Annotated in this window: 26 protein-coding genes and 1 tRNA gene; 8 read left to right on the forward strand and 19 right to left on the reverse strand. The window is 58.2% G+C overall.

Going from position 1 to position 23,838, the window contains the following annotated elements; translation table 11 throughout:
• Nucleotides 1-12: 12 nt before the first annotated feature.
• Nucleotides 13-462, reverse strand: a complete 450-nt coding sequence (locus ACYZT4_RS14090) for a YcgN family cysteine cluster protein (RefSeq protein ID WP_461980519.1) — start codon at nucleotides 460-462, stop codon at nucleotides 13-15.
• A gap of 163 nt (nucleotides 463-625) precedes the next feature.
• Between ACYZT4_RS14090 and ACYZT4_RS14095 the strand changes: the two genes are divergently transcribed.
• On the forward strand, nucleotides 626-1,219 hold the full coding sequence (locus ACYZT4_RS14095; protein ID WP_461980521.1) for a nitroreductase family protein: 594 nt from the start codon (nucleotides 626-628) through the stop codon (nucleotides 1,217-1,219).
• Nucleotides 1,220-1,346: 127 nt separating this feature from the next.
• On the opposite strand, the gene ACYZT4_RS14100 is transcribed toward ACYZT4_RS14095, so the two are convergent.
• From ACYZT4_RS14100 to ACYZT4_RS14125, 6 genes are all read right to left on the reverse strand, one after another.
• The gene (locus tag ACYZT4_RS14100; RefSeq protein WP_461980523.1) at nucleotides 1,347-2,279 is read right to left on the reverse strand and encodes a D-2-hydroxyacid dehydrogenase; all 933 of its coding nucleotides are present in this window, start codon (nucleotides 2,277-2,279) and stop codon (nucleotides 1,347-1,349) included.
• A 130-nt stretch (nucleotides 2,280-2,409) separates the two neighbouring features.
• The gene (locus ACYZT4_RS14105) at nucleotides 2,410-2,703 is read right to left on the reverse strand and encodes a YcgL domain-containing protein (RefSeq protein WP_007898694.1); all 294 of its coding nucleotides are present in this window, start codon (nucleotides 2,701-2,703) and stop codon (nucleotides 2,410-2,412) included.
• Complete coding sequence (rnd, locus tag ACYZT4_RS14110) at nucleotides 2,700-3,833, reverse strand: ribonuclease D (protein ID WP_461980525.1); 1,134 nt, start codon at nucleotides 3,831-3,833, stop codon at nucleotides 2,700-2,702. The genes ACYZT4_RS14105 and rnd overlap by 4 nt, the downstream gene beginning before the upstream one ends.
• Nucleotides 3,834-3,956: 123 nt before the next feature.
• Nucleotides 3,957-4,619 carry a class I SAM-dependent methyltransferase gene (locus tag ACYZT4_RS14115; protein ID WP_461980527.1) on the reverse strand — a complete coding sequence of 221 codons (663 nt, stop codon included), beginning with the start codon at nucleotides 4,617-4,619 and terminating at the stop codon, nucleotides 3,957-3,959.
• A gap of 72 nt (nucleotides 4,620-4,691) precedes the next feature.
• Nucleotides 4,692-6,341: a phosphoethanolamine transferase gene (locus ACYZT4_RS14120; protein ID WP_461980529.1), complete on the reverse strand. Its 1,650-nt coding sequence runs from the start codon at nucleotides 6,339-6,341 to the stop codon at nucleotides 4,692-4,694.
• Nucleotides 6,342-6,509: 168 nt separating this feature from the next.
• Entirely contained in the window at nucleotides 6,510-7,892 is a 1,383-nt protein-coding gene (locus ACYZT4_RS14125; protein WP_461980531.1) for a glutamine synthetase family protein, read from the reverse strand.
• A gap of 429 nt (nucleotides 7,893-8,321) precedes the next feature.
• On the opposite strand from ACYZT4_RS14125, the gene ACYZT4_RS14130 reads away from it, so the two are divergent.
• Nucleotides 8,322-9,506 (forward strand): cyanate transporter, encoded by a 1,185-nt coding sequence (locus ACYZT4_RS14130; RefSeq protein WP_461980533.1) that lies wholly within the window; start codon nucleotides 8,322-8,324, stop codon nucleotides 9,504-9,506.
• Between the two features lie 114 nt (nucleotides 9,507-9,620).
• A complete protein-coding gene (locus ACYZT4_RS14135) occupies nucleotides 9,621-10,556 on the forward strand; it encodes a LysR family transcriptional regulator (RefSeq protein WP_461980535.1) in 936 nt (311 codons plus the stop codon).
• A gap of 4 nt (nucleotides 10,557-10,560) precedes the next feature.
• Here ACYZT4_RS14135 and ACYZT4_RS14140 read toward each other — a convergent pair whose 3' ends face one another.
• From ACYZT4_RS14140 to ACYZT4_RS14150, 3 genes are all read right to left on the reverse strand, one after another.
• On the reverse strand, nucleotides 10,561-10,926 hold the full coding sequence (locus ACYZT4_RS14140) for a 5-carboxymethyl-2-hydroxymuconate Delta-isomerase (RefSeq protein WP_461980537.1): 366 nt from the start codon (nucleotides 10,924-10,926) through the stop codon (nucleotides 10,561-10,563).
• A gap of 57 nt (nucleotides 10,927-10,983) precedes the next feature.
• Nucleotides 10,984-11,910, reverse strand: a complete 927-nt coding sequence (locus ACYZT4_RS14145; protein ID WP_461980539.1) for a LysR substrate-binding domain-containing protein — start codon at nucleotides 11,908-11,910, stop codon at nucleotides 10,984-10,986.
• Between the two features lie 143 nt (nucleotides 11,911-12,053).
• Nucleotides 12,054-12,245: a YegP family protein gene (locus tag ACYZT4_RS14150; RefSeq protein WP_461980541.1), complete on the reverse strand. Its 192-nt coding sequence runs from the start codon at nucleotides 12,243-12,245 to the stop codon at nucleotides 12,054-12,056.
• Nucleotides 12,246-12,643: 398 nt separating this feature from the next.
• Between ACYZT4_RS14150 and ACYZT4_RS14155 the strand changes: the two genes are divergently transcribed.
• Nucleotides 12,644-13,243 carry a cupin domain-containing protein gene (locus ACYZT4_RS14155; protein WP_461988686.1) on the forward strand — a complete coding sequence of 200 codons (600 nt, stop codon included), beginning with the start codon at nucleotides 12,644-12,646 and terminating at the stop codon, nucleotides 13,241-13,243.
• A 7-nt stretch (nucleotides 13,244-13,250) separates the two neighbouring features.
• Here ACYZT4_RS14155 and ACYZT4_RS14160 read toward each other — a convergent pair whose 3' ends face one another.
• Nucleotides 13,251-13,571 carry a hypothetical protein gene (locus ACYZT4_RS14160; protein ID WP_461980543.1) on the reverse strand — a complete coding sequence of 107 codons (321 nt, stop codon included), beginning with the start codon at nucleotides 13,569-13,571 and terminating at the stop codon, nucleotides 13,251-13,253.
• Between the two features lie 320 nt (nucleotides 13,572-13,891).
• On the opposite strand from ACYZT4_RS14160, the gene ACYZT4_RS14165 reads away from it, so the two are divergent.
• The gene (locus tag ACYZT4_RS14165) at nucleotides 13,892-14,098 is read left to right on the forward strand and encodes a hypothetical protein (protein WP_461980545.1); all 207 of its coding nucleotides are present in this window, start codon (nucleotides 13,892-13,894) and stop codon (nucleotides 14,096-14,098) included.
• 165 nt (nucleotides 14,099-14,263) lie between these two features.
• On the opposite strand, the gene ACYZT4_RS14170 is transcribed toward ACYZT4_RS14165, so the two are convergent.
• The 5 genes from ACYZT4_RS14170 to dapA all read right to left on the reverse strand — a co-directional run bounded on the left by ACYZT4_RS14170 (nucleotide 14,264) and on the right by dapA (nucleotide 17,953).
• A tRNA-Ser gene (locus ACYZT4_RS14170) sits at nucleotides 14,264-14,353 on the reverse strand.
• Between the two features lie 83 nt (nucleotides 14,354-14,436).
• On the reverse strand, nucleotides 14,437-15,150 hold the full coding sequence (purC, locus tag ACYZT4_RS14175; protein WP_123507616.1) for a phosphoribosylaminoimidazolesuccinocarboxamide synthase: 714 nt from the start codon (nucleotides 15,148-15,150) through the stop codon (nucleotides 14,437-14,439).
• 28 nt (nucleotides 15,151-15,178) lie between these two features.
• Nucleotides 15,179-15,937 carry an MBL fold metallo-hydrolase gene (locus tag ACYZT4_RS14180; RefSeq protein ID WP_461980547.1) on the reverse strand — a complete coding sequence of 253 codons (759 nt, stop codon included), beginning with the start codon at nucleotides 15,935-15,937 and terminating at the stop codon, nucleotides 15,179-15,181.
• Between the two features lie 4 nt (nucleotides 15,938-15,941).
• On the reverse strand, nucleotides 15,942-17,057 hold the full coding sequence (gene bamC / locus ACYZT4_RS14185) for an outer membrane protein assembly factor BamC (RefSeq protein WP_461980549.1): 1,116 nt from the start codon (nucleotides 17,055-17,057) through the stop codon (nucleotides 15,942-15,944).
• Nucleotides 17,058-17,074: 17 nt separating this feature from the next.
• On the reverse strand, nucleotides 17,075-17,953 hold the full coding sequence (gene dapA, locus ACYZT4_RS14190) for a 4-hydroxy-tetrahydrodipicolinate synthase (protein ID WP_461980551.1): 879 nt from the start codon (nucleotides 17,951-17,953) through the stop codon (nucleotides 17,075-17,077).
• A gap of 327 nt (nucleotides 17,954-18,280) precedes the next feature.
• Between dapA and ACYZT4_RS14195 the strand changes: the two genes are divergently transcribed.
• Both ACYZT4_RS14195 and ACYZT4_RS14200 read left to right on the forward strand, forming a co-directional pair.
• Entirely contained in the window at nucleotides 18,281-18,841 is a 561-nt protein-coding gene (locus ACYZT4_RS14195) for a glycine cleavage system transcriptional repressor (RefSeq protein ID WP_008034925.1), read from the forward strand.
• Nucleotides 18,842-18,853: 12 nt separating this feature from the next.
• Complete coding sequence (locus ACYZT4_RS14200; RefSeq protein ID WP_461980553.1) at nucleotides 18,854-19,327, forward strand: peroxiredoxin; 474 nt, start codon at nucleotides 18,854-18,856, stop codon at nucleotides 19,325-19,327.
• Nucleotides 19,328-19,449: 122 nt separating this feature from the next.
• On the opposite strand, the gene ACYZT4_RS14205 is transcribed toward ACYZT4_RS14200, so the two are convergent.
• Nucleotides 19,450-20,520: an AI-2E family transporter gene (locus ACYZT4_RS14205; RefSeq protein WP_461980555.1), complete on the reverse strand. Its 1,071-nt coding sequence runs from the start codon at nucleotides 20,518-20,520 to the stop codon at nucleotides 19,450-19,452.
• Nucleotides 20,521-20,561: 41 nt separating this feature from the next.
• A complete protein-coding gene (locus ACYZT4_RS14210) occupies nucleotides 20,562-20,801 on the reverse strand; it encodes a sulfurtransferase TusA family protein (protein WP_461980556.1) in 240 nt (79 codons plus the stop codon).
• 98 nt (nucleotides 20,802-20,899) lie between these two features.
• Here ACYZT4_RS14210 and ACYZT4_RS14215 point away from each other — a divergent pair, with 98 nt between their 5' ends.
• Nucleotides 20,900-22,333, forward strand: coding sequence for a M48 family metalloprotease (locus ACYZT4_RS14215; protein ID WP_461980558.1), 1,434 nt, complete (start codon nucleotides 20,900-20,902; stop codon nucleotides 22,331-22,333).
• A 75-nt stretch (nucleotides 22,334-22,408) separates the two neighbouring features.
• On the opposite strand, the gene ACYZT4_RS14220 is transcribed toward ACYZT4_RS14215, so the two are convergent.
• Nucleotides 22,409-23,836, reverse strand: a complete 1,428-nt coding sequence (locus ACYZT4_RS14220; RefSeq protein ID WP_461980560.1) for a DegQ family serine endoprotease — start codon at nucleotides 23,834-23,836, stop codon at nucleotides 22,409-22,411.
• Nucleotides 23,837-23,838: the final 2 nt, after the last annotated feature.

The raw sequence follows: 23,838 nt of genomic DNA on the forward strand, positions 1-23,838 counted from the left end.
TCCTTTGTAAAACTAACCTGCGCGGAAAATCAGATGGTCTTCCCAATCATCCTCAGCCACGCTGCCTTCGGCGAGCATGCGCCCGGACTGGGAGATTCGTTGCTGGTGCACCGCGTCGCGATCACCGCACACCAGGTGATGCCAAAGCAGCAAATCCTTGCCCTCGCTGACCAGGCGATAACCGCAGGTCGGTGGCAGCCATTTGAACTCATCGGCCTTGCCCGGCGTGAGCTGAATGCAGTCCGGCACAAAATCACGGCGGTTGGGGTAATCGGTGCACTGGCAAGTTTTCAAATCCAGCAGTTTGCAGGCGATGCGCGTGTAGTAAACGCTGTTGTCCTCTTCATCCTCGAGCTTTTGCAGGCAGCACAGACCACAACCGTCGCACAGCGATTCCCATTCCTCCTGATCGAGTTGATCGAGGGTTTTGCGTTTCCAGAACGGTTCTACTTTGGCGGCCATGGTTCGAGGATCGACATCAGTGATGAAAAGGCCGCCAGTCTAGTGCGCAGAGCCCCGCGGGCCAAGCCTTGGCGACTGCCGGTAGAACATGCTTGTCAGTTTTCGCGCCGCCCAGTAGGGTTTCGCATCGCCCCCTCCCTTCAACGTAGCAAGGAATCTCTGCATGAGTGCCAATCCACGCGTTGCCGAATACGCCATTCACCCTCAATTCACCGATCGCTGGTCGCCCCGCGCCTTCACCGGTGAAGCCATTTCCGAAGAAATTCTGCTGAGCTTCTTCGAAGCGGCACGCTGGGCACCCTCGGCTTACAACTCGCAACCTTGGCGGTTTCTCTACGCGCGCCGCGACACGCCAAACTGGGAGCGTTACCTTGGCCTGCTGAACGAGTTCAACCGCAGCTGGGCGCAACACGCTTCGGCGCTGGTGATCGTGATTTCGAAAATCACCTTCACCGCACCGGGCGCCACCGAAGAAACGCCGGCGCTGTGGCACACCTTCGACACCGGTTCCGCTTGGGGTCATCTGGCGTTGCAAGCGAGCATCAGCGGCTGGCACACCCACGGCATGGCCGGTTTCGACCAGGAACTGACCCGCAAAGAGCTGAACATTCCAGAAGGTTACGCGCTGCACGCAGCGGTGGCGGTGGGCAAACTTGGGGATAAAGCGACGCTGGCCGATTACCTGCAAGCCCGTGAAGCGCCGAGCCCGCGTCGTCCGTTGAGCGAGCTGGCGGCTGAAGGCGATTTCACTCTCTAAGCCACACCGTAGAACCAATGTGGGAGCGGGCTTGCTCGCGAATGCAGTGCGTCAGTCGACATAAATAGAGACTGACACTGCGCATTCGCGAGCAAGCCCGCTCCCACATTTTTTTATCGCGGTGGGGTCAATACCCGCGATCGAAATCCGCTTCGCCGCGCAACGCCTCGCCCGCCTGATACGCCCGCAGGTTTTCGACAAACAGGTTCACCATCATCACAGGCGAAGTCGGCGCCGAACTGTGCCCGGTCAACAGCAAGCCCCACGCCGTCCAGAATGGATGACGTTGCGGCAGCGGTTCCTGACGGCAGACATCGATCACCGCGCCCGCCAGATGCCCTTCCTTCAAGGCTTCCACCAGGTCTGCATCGACCACCGCCACGCCGCGCCCGACGTTGATGAACAACCCGGTCGGCTTAAACTGCTTGAACAGCGCTGCGTCGTACAAATCGTGGGTCGTCGGGGTGTTCGGCAGCAGATTGATCACGTAATCGACTTCACCGACCAATCGCGGCAAGTCCGCCAGCGCTGCCACTTCGACAAACGGTGCTTGTTCGCGCGCTTCACTGGCGATGCCATACAACTCGACGCCAAACGGCAACAGAAACCGGGCCACGGTCTGGCCGATGTCACCCGCGCCAACGATCAAAACTTTGCGCCCTGCCAGGCTTTGGCCCTGGCGGCTGTCCCATTTGCGCTCGACCTGACTGACCAGGCGCGGCAGCACTTCACGCTCGTGGCCGAGCATGTAAGTCAGCACGTATTCGGCCATGACCTGACCGAAAATCCCCACCGCTCGGGTCAGGCGATAGTGCCGTGGCAAACCGTCAGCCAGCAGCGGCGTGATGCCGGCCCAGGTCGATTGCAGCCATTGCGGTTGGTGACCCTGACGCAGCAAGTTCGCCAGCAGGTCAGGTTGACCCAACCAGATCGGGCAATCGGCGGCCTGGCTGGCCAGTTCGGCCGAGTCGCCACTGGTCAGCACTTCAAGATCAGGCGCGGCCTGGCGCAACAGTTGGGCATATACGGGGTGGTCGTGTTCAGCAATCAGAACGCGCATGGTTCAAACCTTTCAAAAGCAGAGCCGACGGCCGCCGACGGAGTATCGCTCCCTCGTCGCGGCCATCGTCAAAATCATTCCAGTGTTTCACGCAGACTCTGAACAGAGACTGAACAAAGCTGTCTGTCGATTACATCGGGTCGTTGCGTCGCAGCAATTCTTCCGGCAAATGTTCGATGTATTCGTCCTCAGCCGGCGGCATTTGCAGGTGGTAGCCTTGCTTCTCAAGGTTTTCCAGGACCACCGTAATGTCCTCACGCGACAGCTTGCGCTCGGGGGTCAGCACCAGATCGAATGCATGGTGCGGTTTGCCGAACGCGGCCATCAGACTTTCCGGGACGCGCTCCAGTGCATCACTCTTGAGCACATAGAGGTACATCTCGTTTTTTTTCAGACTTCGGTAGATGGAGCAAATACGTTTCAAGGCTGTTCTCCGGCGGTGGCCAGGCTGTCGAGCAGCGCTTGGCCCATCAACTCGCGGCGCCAGCCACGCAGCGAATCAGGCAATTGGTAGGGGCCGTTGGGGTAGCCGCTTTTGAGCAGCGCTTCCAGGGTTTTCTTGCGCAACATCAGTTCGGGCGCAACGTTCAGCCGTTCGGCCTCGGCCTGGCCGAACGCTCGCAATTGTTTGATCAGTACAGCAGCGTCCACCGGTAACGGTTCCGGTACGGCAGGCGGCCATTGATCTGGCGATACACTGCCAGAGCGCTTGATCAGATCAAGCAGAAATTCGCCATCCTGACGCACGGTACGCGGGTGCATGTCTTCGATTTTCCCCAGCGCGCCGAGGTTGTCCGGTTGCGTGCGCGCAAGCGGCCACAAGGAATGTTCACGAACAATGCGATTGCGCGGCAAATCACGGGCACGGGCTTCGCGCTCGCGCCAGGCACACAGTTCACGCAGCACGGCGAGTTGCGCGCGAGAAAGCTTCCAGGCCAGTTTGGCCTCACGATAGACCTCGTACGGATCAACCTCACGACGCAGGTTGGCCACCAGTTCGGCGCCGTCTTCCAGGACCCAGGCGTATTTGTCGTCCGACAGCTTCGGGCGAAGCCGTACGAAAACTTCCGCCAGGTGCAACGCATCTTCAGCGGCGTAGCTGATCTGGGTGTCGGACAGCGGACGTTGCAGCCAGTCGGAACGGGTCTCGCCCTTGGGCAGGTCGATGCCGAGCACTTCCTGCACCAGCCGCGAATACCCCATGGAAAAACCGAGGTTCAGGTAAGCAGCGGCCAGTTGCGTGTCGAACAGCGGCACCGGCAGGCTGCCGGTCAGGCGCAGCAACACTTCGAGGTCTTCGCTGCAGGCGTGGACCACCTTGACCACCGCCGGGTTTTCCAGCAACGCGGCTAATGGCTGCCAGTTGTCGATGGTCAGCGGGTCAATCAGGTAAGCGCGTACGCCATCGCCGATCTGCAGCAGGCCTGCGATCGGATAAAAGGTGTCGACCCGCATGAATTCGGTGTCGAGGGCAACGTAGGGCAGCTGCTGCCATTCGGCGCAAAACCGGCCGAGGCTATCGTTGTCGCGAATCCAGTGAATATCGATGGCCACACGGCTCTCCCTTGAAGAATGGCGCGCAGTATATATCGCCCCCGGCGATTTCCGCGCATTCACTGAACAAGAGCTTTAGCGAAAATACTTGCCAGATAGCAAGAATTGTCTGACGGAGGGACGTTACAGGGACTTACGCAATACGTAGACACGCATCCGCACGTACCCGGGCAGGAAGTCCTGATGACTGATCAAGTTGAAACCCGCTTGCACGAACTCCGCTTCCACTTCGGCTTTGCGGGCCAGTTGCTGGGTCTGATTGCCCGCCGCGCCGGATTGTCGACGCTTGAAATGGGCATCGATACGCACCGCCACAATGACCGTATCGCGGCTGACCCGGTGGAACTCGCTCAGCATGGCCGAGCGGTGCTCAGGGCTGGCGATGTGTTGAAACAAATTCATGCAAATAATGCAGTCCACCGCGTTCGCCGACAAGCCGATGGTGAACGCTGAGCTCTGAAAAGTTTTTATCCGTTGCAACAGCTGATGCGGGTGGTGAGTCTGCGCGTGGTCGAGCATCGCCTGAGACGGATCGGACGCCAGGATCACCCGGTTGGCGTGCTCGGCCAGCACCGGCCAGAAACGCCCCGCTCCGCAGGCGACATCCAGGATCAAACCCGGCTCGCCGGCCACTTTGAGCGCATTGCGCACCAACTGCTCGTCACGCCAGAACGCCAGGCGCCCGGCGAGACCACGCGGACGCGGCTGCAGGCAGACGCGAGCGTGTTCCTGATCGTAGCGCCGGGCGAACTCTAGCTCGACGGCGGAAGGTGGCTGAGCAGACATGGGTGATGGCTCTTGAAGGAAAAAATCTACCGGGCCGCAGGATTACGGCCGGGACGTGGAAAAGGTCGTTCCTTAATCTTTGGCCAGCACACCGTCGATCGCGGCACCGCGGCACCCGGCGAACATATCCAGATCCCGCTTATAGACGTTGCTGCTGACCTCCAGCAGACCGAGCATCGAGTGAAACAGGTTGTCCTGACTCAACGGTTTATCACGGCTCAACTGCAGGCAATGGGTGTCTACCGAGAACGACTTCTGATAACTGTCGGAGAACCAGGCCAGCATGGCGACATGTTTTTGCTGCTCCGGCGCCAGCACGTAAGGCGTGCCGTGAAGGAACAGGTTGTACTCGCCCAGGGACTCGCCATGGTCCGACAGGTACAGCATTGCGGTATCGACTTTGTCCTGATTGCTGCGCAACAGGTCGATGAGGGTCGACAGCACATGGTCGGTGTAGACCAAGGTGTTGTCGTAACCATTGACGATGCTTTCGCGACTGCAATTGTTCAAGGCGTTACTTTCGCAAACCGGAGTAAAGCGTTCGTACTCTTTCGGATAGCGCTTGAAGTATTCCGGGCCGTGGCTGCCCATCTGATGCAATACCAGCACGGTGTCCTTATCGAGGTTATCGATAAAATGCTGCAAACCTTGCAGGAGAATTTCATCGCGGCATTCGCTGTCGGCACACAACACAGGGTCTTTCAAATTACTGACATCGTCGACGGTGACGCGGTCGCATGTGCCTTTGCAGCCCGACTGGTTATCGCGCCAGATGACGTCCAGCCCTGCCCGTTTCAATACATCCAGCAGGCCTTCTTCATTCTTGGCCTTGCTGGCGTTGTAATCTTTGCGGCCCATATTAGAGAACATGCACGGCACCGACACGGCGGTTTCCGTGCCGCAGGAATGCACATCGGTGAAGGCGATCAGGCCTGCTTCCTTGTTTAGTTTTGGCGTGGTGTCACGGTCGTACCCCAGCACACCAAAATTCTCGGCCCGGGCACTTTCACCCACCACCAGCACGGTCAGGGATTTACGGCCGTGCGTTTGCCAGGCGGGATTTCTCGCAGCGTCTTCACCAATCTTGACGAAGGGTTGCTGAGCCGAAGCAACTTGTTCGCGCAGGAAGCCGAAAGAGGCACCGATGTAATTGCTGGGGACCACCATCAAGCGCAACTCGTGGTGATTGCGAAACAATGACGACAACCCCTGATAGTTGACCAGTGCGACACCACCGATCACCGCCACCGAGGCAACACTTACCAGTACTTTACTTAACAACTCGCGATGCCAGCGACGGTAATTAACTGGCGTTTTCCACAACAAAAGCGACGGCAATACACCGAGCAACCCAATATAGACAAACAACTTTATCGACAGTAAGTCTCGCACTTCGGTGGCATTGGTCTGGACGAAGTTGCGCAACATGCCGGTGTCGATCAGCACACCGTATTGGCTCATAAAGTAGGCCACGCCGGCGCTGACCATAAAGATCAGGGTCAAGAGTGGCTTCAGCACAAACCTGAACGCAAGCAGGGTCAGCACAATGTTGAAGGCCGCCAGAATCATCAAGCCGAACGCCACCCGCATCATCACGCCTTTAGCGTCGGATGCAGTGATTTCGAACAGGTGTTGCCAGAGCACTAAGTTGAAGGCGATTAATAGGAAGGCGCTGGCAATCAGTGTCACCCACTCGGGGCGCACGGCTTTAATTTTCAACATGGTAATCGGCTGTTCCTGAAAAGATGTGCCGTCGGCAAATGTGAAAATTTCATTTTCCGCGACAGCACTAATTTTAGGCAGCCAACCATCAATTTTTCGTGAAAAAGAAGCCAACGATTAGTTGGCTTGTGGTTGATGAAGAAAACTTAAGGGGTATTTGAGAATGGTTCAGGCCTGGTTCAGGTACCAACGCCAATCCTGCTCTCCGACTTCGCCCATGAATTGACGATACTCGGCACGTTTCACTGCAAGGTAAACGCCGAGAAACTCACTGCCGAAAGCGTCTCGCGCCCAACTCGATCCCTCTAGCGCACGCAAAGTAGTCAGCCAGTCAGTGGGCAACAGTTCTGTGGCCTGGGCATAACCATTGCCTTCCACCGGCGCCCCTGGGTCCAGTTGCTCACGTATGCCGCGATGGATGCCGGCCAGAATCGCTGCCGCTGCCAGGTACGGATTGGCGTCAGCACCGCAAATACGATGTTCGATATGCCGAGAAAACGCCGGCCCACCGGGTACGCGCAAACTCACGGTGCGATTGTCCACGCCCCAGGTGGCCGCCAACGGCGCGTAGCTGTTGGTCTGGAAACGTCGGTAAGAGTTGGCGTTCGGACAGAACATTAGCAACGAATCGAGCAAGGTGCTGAGCATGCCGCCGACCGCCTGTTTAAGCAGCGGCGTACCGTCGGTGGCTTCACTGGCGAACAGGTTGTTGCCCTCCTTGTCCGCCAGGCTGACGTGCATGTGCATGCCGGTGCCGGCCAGGTCGTCGAAGGGCTTGGCCATGAAACAGGCCGTCATCCCGTGTTTGTGCGCCACGCCCTTGACCAGTCGCTTGTATCGCACCGCCTCATCCATCGCTTGCAAGGCGTCGGTTCGATGTTCGAGGGTAATTTCCACTTGTCCCGGGGCGTATTCTGAAATAGCCGTGCGCGCCGGAATGCCCTGGAGTTTGCAGGCGTTGTACAGGTCGGCCAGGAATGGCTCGATCTGCTCCAGTTCGCGCAAACCATAGACCTGCGTTGCGCGCGGGCGACCGCCGTCGACATCCCGCGCCGGTTGCGGCCGGCCATTGCTGTCGCGCTGCTGATCCAGCAGGTAGAACTCCAGCTCCGCCGCCATCACCGGGTAATAACCGTCCGCCTGCAAGCCTTCGATCACCTTGGCCAACAGGTGCCGCGGGTCGGCGATGGTCGCAGGCATGCCTTCCGTAGGGTGCATGCTGACCTGCACCGCCGCCGTCGGGATCAAGCGCCATGGCATGCGCGTCAAACTCCCGCTGATCGGGTAGGCCCGGCAATCGATATCGCCGACGTCCCACACCAGCCCGGAGTTTTCCACGTCATCGCCATTGATGGTCAGGCCCAGAATGGTACTTGGCAAAGGACGACCGGTTTCGTACACCGCCAGCAATTCATCGCGATGCAACAACTTGCCCCGTGGCACACCGTTGCTGTCGAGGATGAACAATTCGAACATCTCGATATCGGGGTTGTGCTCAAGAAAGGTCAGGGCTTCTAGCTGCGTGGCGAAGGATGTCGTGGCACTGCTCATGGGAATTCTCTTATTTCCGCGTCAGGCAAGCGCGCAGGCGTTGCCGATTTGATCCCGGCTAAAGGCGCGGGATTTGTAGGAACAATCAACGGGAAAGGCAGGAATCCGGCGGGCGCGCGTGACGACAATGCCACAACGCCCAGAAGGCGAGCTCGGAAGGAAGTGTGAGTGGACGATCGTCCATTGCTAAAACCGCTTCGGGCAGATGAGGCGCAGCGTCACATGGCTGGATAAGTCGTTAAATCGGGATTTGAAGAACCTTGGTTGCGAATTGGCTAAACATTCTGGTTGATGAATCCAGATCCCTGTGGGAGCGGGCTTTGTGATGCAGGGAGGTATTTGATTTCTAAATACTGTACCGGACTTTCTGATTTGCCGGCTCCAGGTCGCTCGCGCCTAATCGGCACCTTGTCATCCAAGGTCCGATCAATGGAAAACGTTCGCGCAACATCCCGCCCTGCCCTCTGGCTGCTGTTCAGCATTATTCTGGTCGCCTTGAACCTGCGCCCTTCAATGGCCGCCGTCGGTCCTTTGCTGTCAGCGATCCGGGGCGATATACCGCTCAGTTTCACCCTGGCCTCGCTGTTGACCATGCTGCCGGTGATGGCCATGGGACTGGCGATGTTTGTTGGCGTCAGCGTCAGCCAATGGCTAGGCCAACAGCGCACGGTGGTGGTGTCGTTGCTGATCATCGGCTTGGCGACGCTGTCGCGCCTGTTCCTCGATTCCGCTGTTGAACTGATCCTCAGCGCCGTGCTGGCAGGCGTCGGTATCGCGTTGATTCAGGCGTTGATGCCCACGTTGATCAAGTCCCGTTTCAGCAACAACGTTTCCCTGTGCATGGGTCTCTACGTCACGTCGATCATGGGCGGTGCAGCCATTGCCGCGTCTTTCGCGCCAGTGGTGATGAACCGTACCGGCCGCTGGCGAATGGGCCTGGCTATCTGGGCGGCGCTGGCTCTGGTGGCATTGGTGTTCTGGATAGGTCGAAGGGAGGGGACGCCGACCTTCGCCACTCAGACGAGACGTAACGGATCGTTCGTCGCTAATTCCCGCGCGTGGTTACTCGCGATCTTCTTCGGCATGGGTACTGCGTCCTACACCTGTGTGCTGGCCTGGTTGGCGCCGTACTACGTGGAAAAAGGCTGGAGCGAACAGAACGCCGGTTTGCTCCTGGGTTTCCTGACGGCCATGGAGGTGTTATCCGGCCTGCTGACGCCTGCGATCGCCAACCGGCGTCAAGACCGACGCTGGGTACTCGCGGCGTTGCTGGCACTGGTCATCGGCGGATTCTGCGGGCTGAATCTCAGCCCGCAACACTTGAGCCTGTTGTGGGCGGGCCTGCTGGGGCTAGGCATCGGTGGACTGTTCCCGATGAGCCTGATCGTGTCGCTGGACCACTTGGACAACCCACAACGAGCGGGCGCACTGACTGCTTTCGTCCAAGGCATCGGTTACCTGATCGCCGGCCTCTCGCCGCTGGTTGCCGGGATGATCCGCGATCAACTCGGCGGGTTCGAATGGGCCTGGTGGTCACTCACCGGCGTCGTGGCGGTGATGCTGCTGATGGTTTTGCGCTTCAACCCACGACACTATGCCGACCACATTCACTGAGCATTTCTTTTAGCGAAACCTCCTACAAAGCGTTCTCCTGGCACCATCGTTCCGTTAGGATCATTCGCACGAGTTTGCGCTCAGATGGCGCATGGAACACAGCGAGACGAATGGATGCTGAACAGTAACTTGCTTAGAAAACTCGACATGCAGGACCTCATGGTGTTTATCGCCGTGTACGAACAAAACAGCGTCACCGGTGTTTCCGAAACCCTCTGCGTCAGTCAATCCACCGTCAGTTATTGCCTGAAAAAGCTGCGCACCAGTTTTGAGGACGAGTTGTTCATCAATACCCGCGCCGGTATGCGCCCTACTTGCAAAGCCAGCACCATGCAGCCCCACGTACTTAAAATCCTCGAAAGCATCAACTTGTGCCATGCCGGTGCAACGGCGTTCGACCCGGCCTTGCAACCGGTCACGTTCAACATTTGCGCGCCGGAATACTTCGAACAATTGATCCTGCCGCGGCTGTTGAAACGTTTTGAATACGCCGACTGGACGGTAATGGTCAACATGCACAAGTTCGAAACCGACGTGCCGGCCGAAGAACTTCGCGACGGCAGCTTCGACCTGGTGATCTGCTTCGGCCCTGATTTTCATCGCTATTACACCGAGTTCAAAACCCGGACGCTGCTTGAGGATGATTTGGTCTGCGTCTTCGATAAACGCGCGACACCCGTCGAGCCGCGTTTAAGCCTGCAAACCTTCACCGAACGCCGGCATGTCTTTCCAACGCCTTGGACGTCCACTACCAACATGGTCGACGGCTGGCTGGCGCAACAAGCGCAAACACGGCAGATCGTCGCGCGCTCCAACAGCTACGCCGCAGCACTGAAAATGATCACCGGCACTGATTTTATCGTCACCCTGCCGCGACGCATTCAGCAGTTGCTGGCCAGCGAAGCCACTTTCAACCACTGCGAAGCACCCACGGGCTTGCCGGGTTTCACCCTCGACATGCAGTGGAGCCAACGTGCCGATCAGGACTTCGCCAATGCCTGGCTGCGTGAGCAGGTAATACAAGCCTGCACCGAGCAGGAAAAGCGCTGAAAACTCAATGGTTGATGGAGACTTTGGCGTAAGACTCTCGATCAATGTCGAGGATTTCCACGGCCAACTGGACTTCAATTCCTTTTGGCCATTCACACAGGTCCTGCACCACCGCCAGCAGACTTTCGGACAACTGCTTCTTGATCTGCGGCGAGCGGCCGCTGAGCAATGCCAGCTTCACGTGCACGAACGCGCGCTCACCCAATGCCGTGCCGACCTTGAAACTTTCGACCTTCACCGCGCGACTCTTGATGTCGTATTCGGCAGCAAACTGACCGGAAGCCACCAGCGTATTGTTTAGCCGGATCAGTGCCACATCGGCATTCAGCTCAGGCAGATTAGCGGTGTATTCCATGTGCAGGTGGGGCATGACGTGGCTCCGTAAGGTGGGTGGAAGGGTCGTACATATAACACAGAGTGGTTCTACTCACCGGGACGGTGGCGCCACAAAATGCTCACTCATGAACGCCTCCAGGCGCGAGCGCAACCAGCGTTCGGCGGGATCGGTGTCGACATGGCTGAGCCAGACCATGGACAAATCCAGGGTTGGGGTCTTGAACGGAAAAGGCTCGGCAAACAGATGACCGGAGGCTGCCATGGCTTCGGCGGTGTAATCCGGCAGGCTGGCGATCAGATCGGTGCCGGCGAGCAAGGCCGGCAACGAACTGTATTGCGGCACGGACAGCACCACATGGCGCTTACGCCCGATTTCCGCCAGCCACTCATCGGCGTAACCACTGACATTGGCGGTGTGCGACACCAGCACGTGAGGGCGCGAGCAATACTCATCGAGGGTCAGCGGCGTATCGGACGCATCGGCGCGCAGGATGCTGGGCAAAATGTGCCGCAGCAATTTGCGCTTGGCGTTGGCCGGGAGGCCGCGGGTCTGGCTGATGCCGACGGTGATGTCGCCGGACGCCAGCAAATCGGGAATACGCCAGTAATCGACATGCTGCACCACGAACACCACTGTCGGGGCTTCCTGGCGCAGGGCCCGCAGCAACGGCGGCAGCAGGCCAAATTCGACATCGTCCGACAGCCCGATACGAAAGGTCATGGTGCTGCTGGCGGGGTCGAAATCATGAGTCAGGCTCAAGGCCACAGACAGCGAATCCAGTGCGGGCGACAGGTACTGGATCAGTTCTTCGGCGCGGGCCGTCGGCTCCATCCGATGGCCGACCCGAATGAACAGCGGATCGTTGAACATCGTGCGCAGCCGGTTAAGTGCCGAACTGATGGTCGGCTGCCCGAGAAACAACTTCTCCGCCACCCGGGTCACGTTGCGTTCGAGCATCAGGGTTTCGAACACCACCATCAGGTTGATGTCGGCCTTGCGTAGTTCGTTGCGATTCATTCACTGCCCCCGGGTCTCCACTTCTGCTGACAGTTTAGGTAGCTGTTGCGAACGGCGTCTATGCGACTCAAGCAGTGTGCGTTTGATCCGGCTGGCTGCTTGCAGAAAAGCTGCCCCGATTGAGCAGCTTCAACGCTTGCATCCTAAATTTCCTTCACCGGGGTCTGATCCTGAGTGCCCTTGATCAAGCTGATGGCATGCACGCAATCCGCCTTGTTGACGTACGCCTCGCCGCTGGCGATCGTTTCGTTGTTCCCCGCACGCAAACGCCAGCGCCATTGACCTCTGCCGGTTTGCGCGGTGCCACGGGTTTGCCTGTAAATCTCAAAGTACATTGATCGCTCCTTGCGATGGCTGATAACCGCAGATCAGTGACCTGCGAAACCAGAGTAGTTGAGGATGTTTGGCGGCGAGGCCTTGCAGTGTCAGAGGATATTTCGAGGGAAACCCCCTGCATCACGGGGCGCCCAATGAATAAGGGGTGCGGTAAATCGAGCTACTCGACTGAGTGAACTTTCCAGTGAACGGGCTTACTTTTCTTACGCGAACACGATGCCCGTTCTGACAATAAGGAAGGCCGGACGCCTCGCGGCATCCAGCCGATCGCACTTATTTACTGGCCCAAGCGTTAAATCGCTCTTCCAGCTCCTCACCATATCGACCCAAAACGCCACGTCCATTGACAACGCACCTTTGAGATTCTGCGGCGGAGCACCCCATGAGCAACAGCAAGATGCCGCCTGCCAACAGCGCGCCCACCCCGGACAGCGCCACGGCAGAACCGCATTTTCTCGGCACGCGCATTCGCGGCCTGCGCAAACGCCGGGGCATGACCCTGGCGGAACTGACGCAAATGCGTGAGCTGACCGCGGGCTACATCAGCCAGCTCGAACGCAACCTCGCCTGCCCGTCCATCCCCGCCCTCTTCAACATCGCCCGCCGCCTCGGCGTAACCATCCAATGGTTCTTCGCCAGCGAAGCGCAAACGGCGCCCGAATACGATGGCATTGTCGTGCGTAAACACAGTCGCATGAGCGTGCACTACGAAGACGGGATTGTGGATCACCTGTTGACACCGCAGCCGAATCGGCAAATGGAAATGCTGCACTCGCGGTTTCCACCGGGGACTTACAGTCAGCAAAGCTACAGCCATGAAGGGGAAGAAGCTGGGTATTTGCTGTCAGGGAGCTTCGAGTTGTGGGTCGGCGTGCGGCACTTTCAGCTCAGTGAGGGGAACAGTTTCAGTTTTTCCAGCCAGGAGCCGCATCGGTATGGGAACTCTTGGGATGTGGACGCGGTGGTGATTTGGGTAATTACACTGCCTACTTTTTGAAGTCCGCTCAAAGACTTTTCTGATCATTTGGGGCATCAGATAACGGGACGAGCGGCTCATCCAACGTCAGCGCCAAATCGCGTTCAAGTGCTGCCTTGGGATTGACTGACCGCGCCACGAGGCGTACTACCCCCCTTTCGATCAGCGATAGCAACCCAAAGATGATGAAGCCAAAGATCAGCCCGGCCACCACGATGCTCAAAGGATGTATTTGCGCTGAGTCGGGGCTTTCCAGCATGTAGAGGAAAGCTTGAACGCCCACCGTCAGACAGGCCGCGATGGCTGCAATCAGCTTCACGGACAACCAAAGACGCCGCCATCTGCTCATGCTTTTTCCCGCCATCGATCAATTGCTTGATATTGGATGATAGCCAATGACTCGTGCTGCGTTGCAGCATGAGAGGTGAACCCTGATTTGGGGACAGATCTATTTTTCGCTTAATCGCTTCCAGCAAAAAATGCCCTGCAGATTTAAACCTGCAGGGCATTTTTCGTTTAGAACGCAGACTCATCCTGGATCCGTCTGACAGCTCACTCCTGATTTGTCCAGGCCTCTGGCGGTACGAAGCTCAGCCTCTAAGCTCTGCAACGTACGGGGCGGGAACCCGCCCTTCGACAATCATGCGAACCTGAAAAGGAGCCTCTGCAATGGCTAGAGATAAAGCGAAAGACGACAAACACTTCAACTGCACCCAGGCCCATGAAGCCGACTACGTTGCAGGCCTATACCCTCACGCAAAGGAAGAGGTCAAAACGTTCCTGGCATCGGCCTGCAAGGACAAAACCCTGCACAACTCCACCCACAAGGACGTCTACGAGCTGATCAAGAGTAAATTGGGCCATTCGCAACCCTGAAGGTTGGAGGCGCTAGAACGAAGCTGCTCTGACTGGGCGCTTCATTGAATGAAACCTGCCGCGTCGTATTAATCATCGCGTGCAGGTTTGTGATTTCAAAAATCACAAACGCCAGAAACGAAAAAGCCCCGTAGCTTATTCAGCTACGGGGCTTTTTCTGTGTAATGGCGGAGAGATAGGGATTCGAACCCTAGGTACCGGTGAAGGTACAACGGATTTCGAATCCGTCCCATTCGGCCACTCTGGCATCTCTCCAACGGCGCGCATCATAACAACACTTTTGCCGGAAGCGAACCCCCTAGGCGAAATATTTCTGTGCTATCAGATGCTTGCGTCGATTAAAGGGGTACGCCCAGACGATTGGCGACTTCTTCGTACGCTTCGATGACGTCACCGAGGCCCTGACGGAAGCGGTCCTTGTCCATTTTCTTGCCGGTGGCCTTGTCCCACAGGCGGCAGCCGTCCGGGCTGAATTCGTCGCCCAGGACGATGGAGCCGTCGGAGAACACGCCGAATTCCAGCTTGAAATCGACCAGCAGCAGGCCGGCGTCGTCGAACAGTTTGCTCAGGACTTCATTGACCTTGAGCGACAGTTCTTTCATGCGAACCAGTTGCTCGGCCGTGCCCCAACCGAACGCAACGACGTGGGATTCGTTGATGAACGGGTCGCCCTTGGCGTCGTCCTTCAGGAACAGTTCAAAGGTGTAAGGGTTGAGTTTCAAGCCTTCTTCGACGCCCAGGCGCTTGACCAGGCTGCCGGCGGCGTAGTTACGCACGACGCACTCAACCGGGATCATGTCGAGTTTTTTCACCAGGCATTCGTTGTCGCCCAGCAGTTTGTCGAACTGGGTCGGCACGCCGGCGGCTTCGAGTTTCTGCATGATGAAAGCGTTGAACTTGTTGTTCACCATGCCTTTGCGGTCGAGCTGCTCGATGCGCTTGCCGTCGAACGCCGAGGTGTCGTTGCGAAACAGCAGGATCAAGCGGTCAGCGTCGTCGGTCTTGAAAACCGATTTGGCTTTGCCGCGGTAGAGTTCTTCACGTTTTTCCATGATGGGCTCCGCTTGCTAAGTAGGTGGGCTAGGCGATGTGTCGCCAGTCGAGCCCTGAATCTTGATCGGCCAGTTGCAGCCAGTCCGGGTCACACCCGAGGGTGTCGACAAAACATTGCCGGGCCAGCTGCGGCAGGTTGTTCTTGCTGCTCAGATGGGCCAGGACCAGGTGTTGCAGGCCTTGCCAGCCCAACTCAGACACCAGGAATGCCGCCTGGTGGTTGTTCAAATGTCCCAGTTCACCGCCCACCCGCTGCTTGAGAAAGTACGGGTAATGACCGCGAGCCAGCAAATCACGGCAATGGTTGGACTCGATCATCAACGCATCGAGGTCACGATAGCCGTCCAGCACCTTATCGCAATAGGAACCCAGGTCGGTCAGCAGGCCGAAGCGCCGCTCGCCGTCACTGAATACATACTGCGTCGGCTCCTGTGCATCGTGGGCCACGGCAATGACGCCGATGCTCAGTGCGCCGATCTGCAATTGCTCGCCGCCCGCCAGAAGGCCGGCCGGCTCAATCGGTTTGCGCATCCCGCGCAGGGTGCCGCGACTGAGGTAGACAGGAAGATTGTAACGCCGAGACAGCAAACCCACGCCATGCACGTGATCGGCATGCTCGTGGGTCACGAGTATCGCGCTCAGTTGCGCCGGGTTCACACCCAGGCGCAACAGGCGTTTTTCGGTTTCCCGCAGGGAGAAACCACAATCCACCAGCACATACGTGTCAGCGCTGGCGATCAGCGTGCCGTTCCCTTGGCTACCGCTGCCGAGAACGGCAAACCGCATGTGATCAGCCCAGGTTGTCCTGAATCTTGCTCAACACTTTGCGCGCCACATCAGCCGGCGCAACGGTGTTGATGTTTTTCTCGACGGTGACCTGGACACTGTCGCCGACCTTGCTCAGGCGAACCTGATAACGCTCGGCACGGGCTTCAACTTCTTCCTTGCTCGGCGCACTGCCGAACAGGCCGCTGAGGAAGCCAGGTTTCTCGTCTTTCTTCTCGGCTTTTTCGGACAGGTTGATGTAGTACAGGCCCAGGCTGCGGTTGATGTCCTCAACGCGCCATTCGCCCTGTTCAAGCGCACGACCGACGCTCGACCAGGCACGATCCAGGTCGTTGCCGACGTTCAGGACCGGGTTACCGCTACCGTCTTCGCTCAGGCTGACACGGCTTGGCGTATCGAAATCACGGGATGCCAGCATGGAGACCGAACCGCCCTTCTCAGAGATACGGCTCATGCTCGCCAGCATATCGTCGACCAGCGCCGCGTCCAGACCGGTGTTGACCGAACGGTTGGTGAAGTCGACATCGGCGGTGCTGCCGGCAGGACGCTCGGCGCTCACCACGTAGACTTCGCTGGTGTTGCGCTGCACGCCAGGTTCGATACGCACCCGCACGCGGGTTTCTTTGTCAGCCGCGATACCGGCTGCGCTCAGGCGCTTGGCCATGGCGGCGGACAGTTCGTCGGAATGCTGCCAGGTGGTGGTGAATTCGCCGGTTTGCGGACGCTGCTCATCCAGACGAAAACCGTTGTCCTGGAAAAATTGCACGGCCACTGGCCAGACTTCGGCCGGCGGGTTCTGGGCCACGATCCAGCGCGAGTCACCGGACTTCTGCAGCGAGTAGGCACTGGCGTCGGCAGCAGCGGACAGCGGTTGTGGACGCGGCACGATGTACTCGCCCTTGGCGGTGTCGTCGGCCACGTTACGCGGAATCGGCAGCAGCGGATCCAGGTGCTTGGCGGTGCTGACGTCCGGTGGCAATTGCATAGGTGCAGTCTGTTGCGCTTCGAGGTAATCGCTACCACGGTCGCGGAAATAACCTTCCGGGCCCCAGACCCATCCACAGCCACTGGTGCTGGAGATAATCAAGGCAAGTGCGGAAAGTCCGGCCAATCGCTTCATGCGTAGTGCTTCCTCAATTAAACCAGGACGCCGGACTGGCGCAGGGCCTGCCGCAGCGGTTCGTGACAGGCAGCACTGAGCCAGGTGAGCGGCAGACGGATACCGTCCGGCATCAAGCCCATTTCATGCAGTGCCCATTTCACGGGGATAGGGTTGGATTCGATAAACAGGGTTTTATTGAGCGGCATCAGTTTTTCGTGAATCGCGCGGGCGGTCACGGCGTCGCCTTTGAGGGCGGCGTTGCACAGATCGGCCATGTCGCGCGGGGCAACGTTGGCGGTTACCGAGATGTTGCCTTTGCCGCCGAGCAGGATCAGCTCGACAGCCGTGGCGTCGTCACCGGAGAGCACCAGGAAGTCTTCGCTCACGCCGGCGATGATCGCTTTGGCACGATTCAGGTCGCCGGTGGCTTCCTTGACGCCGATGATATTTTTCACGGTCGACAGACGGATCACAGTCTCGGCCTGCATGTCACATGCGGTACGGCCAGGCACGTTATAGAGGATCTGCGGAATGTCGACGGCTTCGGCGATGGCTTTGAAGTGCTGGTACAAGCCTTCCTGGGTCGGTTTGTTGTAATACGGCGTCACCAGCAGGCAGGCGTCGGCGCCGGCGGTCTTCGCATTGGTGGTCAGCTCGATGGCTTCGCGCGTCGAATTGGCGCCGGTACCGGCGATCACCGGGATACGCCCTGCCACCTGCTTGACCACGTAACGAATCACTTCGATGTGCTCGTTCACGTCTAGGGTGGCCGATTCACCTGTAGTGCCGACCGCCACGATCGCGTGGGTGCCGTTTTGCAGGTGAAAGTCCACCAGTTTGCTCAGGCTGTCCCAGTCGAGACGACCCTGTGCATCCATGGGTGTGACCAGTGCCACCATACTGCCCGCAATCATGCAACCGCTCCTGCCGGAAAAAGAGAGCCGTAATGGTACTGGCGCCAAGATGCTTGTACAAGCGAAGTACTGCGCTGCGGCCATTCCCCTTGGCGCTGCTTTTCGCTACCCTTCAGACTTTGATCGATACTGATAAGCTCGTGCGTCGGGTTTCAGCCTCCATTTTCGGCATCACAAGCCCCATTCCAGCGTTGACACCACCGGCTCCTGCCGTATTGGAGTACGTTGCGACCTGCGCCCGGGGCTTTCTGAATTCGCATCCGCAGGCTGGCACCCGGAAAACAAGCCGATAGAAGTACCGACCGCTCATCGCTTTAGGAATGCTGCATGTCCACCCCCACAGTTCGCGAACAATTCCTTGTCATCAGTGCCCTCGGCGCCAACCCCATGGAGCTGACTAACGTCCTGTGCCGCGCCAGCCATGAAAACCGCTGCGCCGTGGTTACCTCTCGCCTGACTCGCCATGGCGAGTGCAGTGCGCTAATCCTCGAAATCTCCGGCAGCTGGGACGCCCTCGCGCGCCTGGAAGGCAGCCTGCCGAGCCTCGCCAAGAAGCACGCCTTCACGGTCAACGTGGTGCGCAGCGCGGCGCTGGAGAATCGTCCTCAGGCCCTTCCGTACGTTGCCTATGTCAGCTCTGCGTATCGCTCGGACATCATCAACGAGCTGTGCCAGTTCTTCATGGACCACAACGTCGAGCTGGAAAACCTGACCTGCGACACCTACCAGGCGCCGCAAACCGGCGGCACCATGCTCAACGCCACGTTTACCGTGACGCTGCCGGCCGGCGTGCAGATCAGCTGGCTGCGCGATCAATTCCTGGACTTCGCCGATGCGTTGAACCTGGATGCCCTGATCGAACCGTGGCGCCCACAAAACCCAATGTAAGGAAGCTTTAAAATGGCCGTTGCTATCGACCAACCGGTTGCCGATTTCGAAGCACCCGCCACCAGCGGACAGACCGTCAGCCTTGCGAGCCTCAAAGGCAAGCAAGTGGTGATCTACTTCTATCCGAAGGACAGCACGCCGGGTTGCACGACCCAGGGCCAGGGCTTTCGCGATCAGTTGGAGGCCTTTAAAGTCGCCAATACCGAAGTCTTTGGCGTGTCCCGTGACAGCCTGAAATCTCACGAAAACTTCAAGGCCAAACAGGCGTTCACTTTCGAGCTGATCAGCGACAAGGAAGAAGCGCTGTGCCAACTGTTCGACGTGATCAAGCTGAAGAAGCTTTATGGCAAGGAATACATGGGCGTTGATCGCAGCACATTCCTGATCGACAAGAATGGCGTGCTGCGTCAGGAATGGCGTGGCGTGAAAGTGCCGGGGCATGTGGATGCGGTGTTGGCGGCGGCGCAGGCGTTGAACAAGGCCTGATTATTTGTAGCGCCCTTTCTGACGCCATCGCTGGCAAGCCAGCTCCCACAGGGACCGCATCAATCCTGTGGGAGCTGGCTTGCCAGCGATGAGGCCTCGCGCCTCACCGTGAAATCCGCCTGCTAAAGCAGAGGCGCCACCACCGGCTCCTTGCGCGGCCAGGCATCAAGCACAGCCTTGAACAGCGTCGCCAGCGGAATCGCGAAGAACACTCCCCAGAATCCCCACAACCCGCCAAACAACAGCACCGCGCAAATGATCGCCACCGGGTGCAGATTGACTGCCTCCGAGAACAACAGTGGCACCAGCACGTTGCCGTCCAGGGTCTGAATGATCCCGTAGACCGCCATCAAGTAAATAAACTGATCACTCCAGCCCCACTGGAACAGAGCAATCAACAGTACCGGCACGGTCACCACTACGGCCCCAACGTATGGCACCACCACCGACACGCCCACCAGCAATGCCAACAGCGCCGCGTAGTTGAGTCCCAGGACGACAAACGCAATGTAGGTGACCCCGCCACAAATGAAAATCTCGATAACTTTGCCGCGAATGTAATTGGCAATCTGCCGGTTCATCTCACGGGCCACACGAGTGATCAACGCGCGCTCACGCGGCAAATAACCGCGAACCCACTGGCCAATCATGTCCCGGTCCTTGAGAAAGAAAAACACCAGGATCGGCACCAGCACCAGGTAAATCATGATGTTGACCAGCAGCGGCAGACTCGACAACGAGAACGTCAGCGCCCATTGGCCGAACTTGCCAATCTCGCCTCGCGCCACTTCGATCGCCTGCAAAACCTGTTCGTCGGACACCAGATGCGGATAGCGCTCTGGCAGCAACAACAACAGTGATTGCCATTTGGCAAGCATGCCGGGCAATTCGTTGAACAGCGTGATCAACTGATGCCAGAGCAACGGCACTACGACCACCATGAAAACCAGCAAAACGCCCATGAACAAGGCGAACACAAGCCCTACCGCCACACCGCCCGGCACGCGCAGCCGTTCAAGTGTCACTACCAGGCCCTGCATCAGGTACGCCAGCACCATCCCCGCGAGCACGGGCGCGAGCATGCCACCGAGGGTGAGCACTGCGGAGAACGCCAGAAACAGCAGCACCGCCAGCACCACCGCCTCTTCGTCGGAGAAATACCGCTGAATCCAGTCGCGCAACACTTTGAACATCAATAATCCTTAGAAACGAACGCGGCAGTTTTCAGGCTTTTTCAGGCTTTTTTCAACCAGTAGCGGTACACGCCCGCTTCATCCTCTTCACGCAGCAGCGCGTGACCGGCCAACCGGGCAAAGGTGCGGAAGTCGCGCTGCGAACCCGCGTCGGTGGCGATCACCTTGAGCACCGCGCCGCTGGCCATGCGATTGAGTTCCAGCTTGGCCTTGAGCAACGGCAACGGGCAATTCAGCCCGCTGGCGTCCAGTTCGGCGTCATGGGCTACAGCGTCGGTCATTGGATCACTCCGGGTCAGGTGTTGGAGCGGCTTAGAATATCTGGTCCGGAGCGTACTGTCCGGCTACAGTAAGGTCTTTGTCGACTAAGGCTTTGTGCATGACTTTTTTGCGCCCTACCCTGCTGACGCTCGCTTGCCTGCTCGCCTCACCGGGCTTCGCCGACGACTTGCCGTCACTCGGCGACGCCAGTTCTGCCATTGTCTCGCCACAACAGGAATATCAGTTGGGCCGCGCCTGGCTGGCGCTGCTGCGCAGCCAGGTTGACCAGCTCAATGACCCGCAGCTCAAGGACTATGTCGAATCCAGCGTGTACCGGCTGGTAGAGACCAGCCAGGTCAATGACCGGCGGCTGGAATTCATCCTGATCAACAGCCCGCAACTCAACGCCTTCGCGGCGCCGGGCGGGATCGTCGGCGTTAACGGCGGTTTGTTCCTCAATGCCCAGACTGAAGGCGAATACGCTTCGGTACTCGCGCACGAATTGGCTCACTTGTCGCAACGCCACTTTGCCCGTGGCGTAGAAGCTCAACAACGCATGCAGGTGCCGATGATGGCCGCACTGCTGGCCGGCATCGTAATCGCCGCTGCCGGTGCCGGCGATGCCGGAATTGCAGCCATTGCGGGCACGCAGGCGGCAGCGATTCAGGAACAACGCCGGTTCTCGCGCCAAAACGAACAGGAAGCCGACCGTATCGGCATCCTCAACCTGGAAAAGGCCGGCTACGACCCTCGCTCGATGCCCACCATGTTCGAGCGGTTGTCGCGTCAATATCGCTACGATGCCAAGCCGCCGGAATTTCTGCTGACGCATCCGGTGACCGAATCGCGGATCGCCGACACCCGCAACCGCGCCGAACAAGCCAAGCCGGGCGGTATCGAAGACACGGTGCGTTATCAACTGATTCGCGCACGAGTCCAGTTGATCTACGAAGAAACACCAGGCCTGGGCGCCAAGCGCTTTCGCGCACAACTGGATGAAAACCCGAAAAACGATGTAGCGCGCTATGGCCTGGCAATCGCCCAAATCAAGGGCGGCCAGTTGAACGAAGCGCGGGAAAACCTCAAGTTGCTGCTGGCCAAGTCGCCCAACGAGATCATCTACAACCTGGCGCAAATCGATTTAGACATCACTAACAACAAATTGCCAGACGCTCAGACTCGGGTGGACCGGATGTTGACTCAGTATCCGGGCAACTACCCGCTGAATCAGGTGCGCGTGGATTTGTTGCTCAAGCAAAACCGTGCGCCGGAAGCGGAAAAAGCGCTGGAAAATCTGCTCAAGAGCCGTCCGGATGATCCGGATGTCTGGTACATGGTGGCGGAAACTCGCGGTCTATCCGGCAATATCATTGGCCTGCATCAGGCTCGCGCCGAGTACTTCGCACTGGTCGGCGACTATCGCCAGGCAATCCAGCAGCTAGACTTCGCCAAACGCAAGGCCGGCACCAACTTTCCGCTGTCGTCGCGCATCGACGCCCGGCAGCGCGAGCTGATGGAGCAGGAGCGCATGATCAAGGACATGATGGGCTGACGCCCTTTTTACAGGTTTACAGGCACAAAAAAACCGCCTCTCTCGAGGCGGTTTCTTATTCAGCCAACACCCGGTTTATTCAGCCAGTTTAAAGGTAATAAAACTCGCGCGGCCCTGGCGCAGAACCCGCATCGACACCGAGCGATTCTTCGGCAATGCCTTGGCAATTTCAGCAAATTCCTTGCTGTCGTTGATTGCCTGGTTGTTCAGATGAGTGATCACATCGTTTGGCTGCAAGCCGATCAGCGAGGCAGGACCGTCCTGAACTTCCTTGATCACCACGCCGCCTTTCAGGTCGTAGGTCTTCTTCTGTTCAGCAGTCAGGTCAGCGACGGCGACGCCCAGACGATTGCTATTGGTCTCGCCGCCAGCCTTGGCTTTCGAGTCCAGTTCTTTACCTTCGTCCGGAATTGCGCCAACGATCAGCTCGACATTCTTGCGTTTGCCTTCGCGAACCACCTCAAGATTGGCCTTCGCGCCTTCTTTCAACGCACCCACCAGATGCGGCAGATCGGCGGACATGACAATCGGCTGACCGTTCAGGTTCAGGATCACGTCGCCTACTTGCAGGCCACCCTTGGCAGCCGGGCCGTCATCCTGGATCTGAGCCACCAGTGCACCGGCCGGTTTATCCAGACCGAAAGACTCGGCCAGATCCTTGTTCACTTCCTGAATGACTACGCCCAACCAGCCACGGCTGACTTTGCCGCCGCTTTTCAGCTGGTTGGAAACATCCAGAGCCACATCGATAGGAATGGCGAACGAGACGCCCATGAAGCCACCGGAACGGGTGTAGATCTGTGAGTTGATCCCCACTACCTCGCCCGCCAGGTTGAACAGTGGACCACCGGAGTTGCCCGGGTTGATCGGCACGTCAGTCTGAATGAACGGCACATAGTTTTCGTTCGGCAAGCTGCGACCGATGGCACTGACGATGCCTTGGGTAACGGTATGGTCGAAGCCGAATGGCGAGCCGATAGCCACGACCCATTGGCCAGCTTTCAGGTCCTGGGATTTGCCAAGCTTCAGAACTGGCAGGTCCTTGCCTTCGATTTTCAGCAGGGCCACGTCGGAACGTGGATCGGTGCCGACCAGTTTGGCTTTCAACTCACTGCGATCCGCGAGACGAACGAGAATTTCGTCGGCATCGGCAATCACATGGTTGTTGGTAAGGATGTAACCGTCAGACGAGATGATGAAACCTGAACCCAAGGATTGAGCTTCACGCTGACGATCGCCACGCGGTGAACGTGGTTGTTGCGGCATGCCACGTTCGAAGAACTCGCGCAACATCGGCGGCAAGCCTTCGAGATCCGGCATCTGATCGTTCACTTTGCGATCCGGCAATTTCTGTGTGGTACTGATGTTCACCACGGCAGGCGAGGCCTGTTCGACCAGTTGCGTAAAATCGGGTAACTCGACTGCTTGGGCAGCGACCGCCTGACCGAGCACCAGCACAGTGGTGAAAATAGAGAGGTAAGACTTCAAACGTGGTATCGACATAC

Source organism: Pseudomonas sp. GB2N2 (genome assembly GCF_054897705.1).

Bases quoted from the DNA above. Each gene is read 5' to 3' on its own strand.
- ACYZT4_RS14090 (WP_461980519.1), bottom strand. From the start codon at position 462: ATGGCCGCCAAAGTAGAACCGTTCTGGAAACGCAAAACCCTCGATCAA.
- ACYZT4_RS14095 (WP_461980521.1), top strand. From the start codon at position 626: ATGAGTGCCAATCCACGCGTTGCCGAATACGCCATTCACCCTCAATTC.
- ACYZT4_RS14100 (WP_461980523.1), bottom strand. From the start codon at position 2,279: ATGCGCGTTCTGATTGCTGAACACGACCACCCCGTATATGCCCAACTG.
- ACYZT4_RS14115 (WP_461980527.1), bottom strand. From the start codon at position 4,619: ATGTCTGCTCAGCCACCTTCCGCCGTCGAGCTAGAGTTCGCCCGGCGC.
- ACYZT4_RS14120 (WP_461980529.1), bottom strand. From the start codon at position 6,341: ATGTTGAAAATTAAAGCCGTGCGCCCCGAGTGGGTGACACTGATTGCC.
- ACYZT4_RS14125 (WP_461980531.1), bottom strand. From the start codon at position 7,892: ATGAGCAGTGCCACGACATCCTTCGCCACGCAGCTAGAAGCCCTGACC.
- ACYZT4_RS14130 (WP_461980533.1), top strand. From the start codon at position 8,322: ATGGAAAACGTTCGCGCAACATCCCGCCCTGCCCTCTGGCTGCTGTTC.
- ACYZT4_RS14135 (WP_461980535.1), top strand. From the start codon at position 9,621: ATGCTGAACAGTAACTTGCTTAGAAAACTCGACATGCAGGACCTCATG.
- ACYZT4_RS14140 (WP_461980537.1), bottom strand. From the start codon at position 10,926: ATGCCCCACCTGCACATGGAATACACCGCTAATCTGCCTGAGCTGAAT.
- ACYZT4_RS14145 (WP_461980539.1), bottom strand. From the start codon at position 11,910: ATGAATCGCAACGAACTACGCAAGGCCGACATCAACCTGATGGTGGTG.
- ACYZT4_RS14150 (WP_461980541.1), bottom strand. From the start codon at position 12,245: ATGTACTTTGAGATTTACAGGCAAACCCGTGGCACCGCGCAAACCGGC.
- ACYZT4_RS14155 (WP_461988686.1), top strand. From the start codon at position 12,644: ATGCCGCCTGCCAACAGCGCGCCCACCCCGGACAGCGCCACGGCAGAA.
- ACYZT4_RS14160 (WP_461980543.1), bottom strand. From the start codon at position 13,571: ATGAGCAGATGGCGGCGTCTTTGGTTGTCCGTGAAGCTGATTGCAGCC.
- ACYZT4_RS14165 (WP_461980545.1), top strand. From the start codon at position 13,892: ATGGCTAGAGATAAAGCGAAAGACGACAAACACTTCAACTGCACCCAG.
- purC (WP_123507616.1), bottom strand. From the start codon at position 15,150: ATGGAAAAACGTGAAGAACTCTACCGCGGCAAAGCCAAATCGGTTTTC.
- ACYZT4_RS14180 (WP_461980547.1), bottom strand. From the start codon at position 15,937: ATGCGGTTTGCCGTTCTCGGCAGCGGTAGCCAAGGGAACGGCACGCTG.
- bamC (WP_461980549.1), bottom strand. From the start codon at position 17,057: ATGAAGCGATTGGCCGGACTTTCCGCACTTGCCTTGATTATCTCCAGC.
- dapA (WP_461980551.1), bottom strand. From the start codon at position 17,953: ATGATTGCGGGCAGTATGGTGGCACTGGTCACACCCATGGATGCACAG.
- ACYZT4_RS14195 (WP_008034925.1), top strand. From the start codon at position 18,281: ATGTCCACCCCCACAGTTCGCGAACAATTCCTTGTCATCAGTGCCCTC.
- ACYZT4_RS14200 (WP_461980553.1), top strand. From the start codon at position 18,854: ATGGCCGTTGCTATCGACCAACCGGTTGCCGATTTCGAAGCACCCGCC.
- ACYZT4_RS14205 (WP_461980555.1), bottom strand. From the start codon at position 20,520: ATGTTCAAAGTGTTGCGCGACTGGATTCAGCGGTATTTCTCCGACGAA.
- ACYZT4_RS14210 (WP_461980556.1), bottom strand. From the start codon at position 20,801: ATGACCGACGCTGTAGCCCATGACGCCGAACTGGACGCCAGCGGGCTG.
- ACYZT4_RS14215 (WP_461980558.1), top strand. From the start codon at position 20,900: ATGACTTTTTTGCGCCCTACCCTGCTGACGCTCGCTTGCCTGCTCGCC.
- ACYZT4_RS14220 (WP_461980560.1), bottom strand. From the start codon at position 23,836: ATGTCGATACCACGTTTGAAGTCTTACCTCTCTATTTTCACCACTGTG.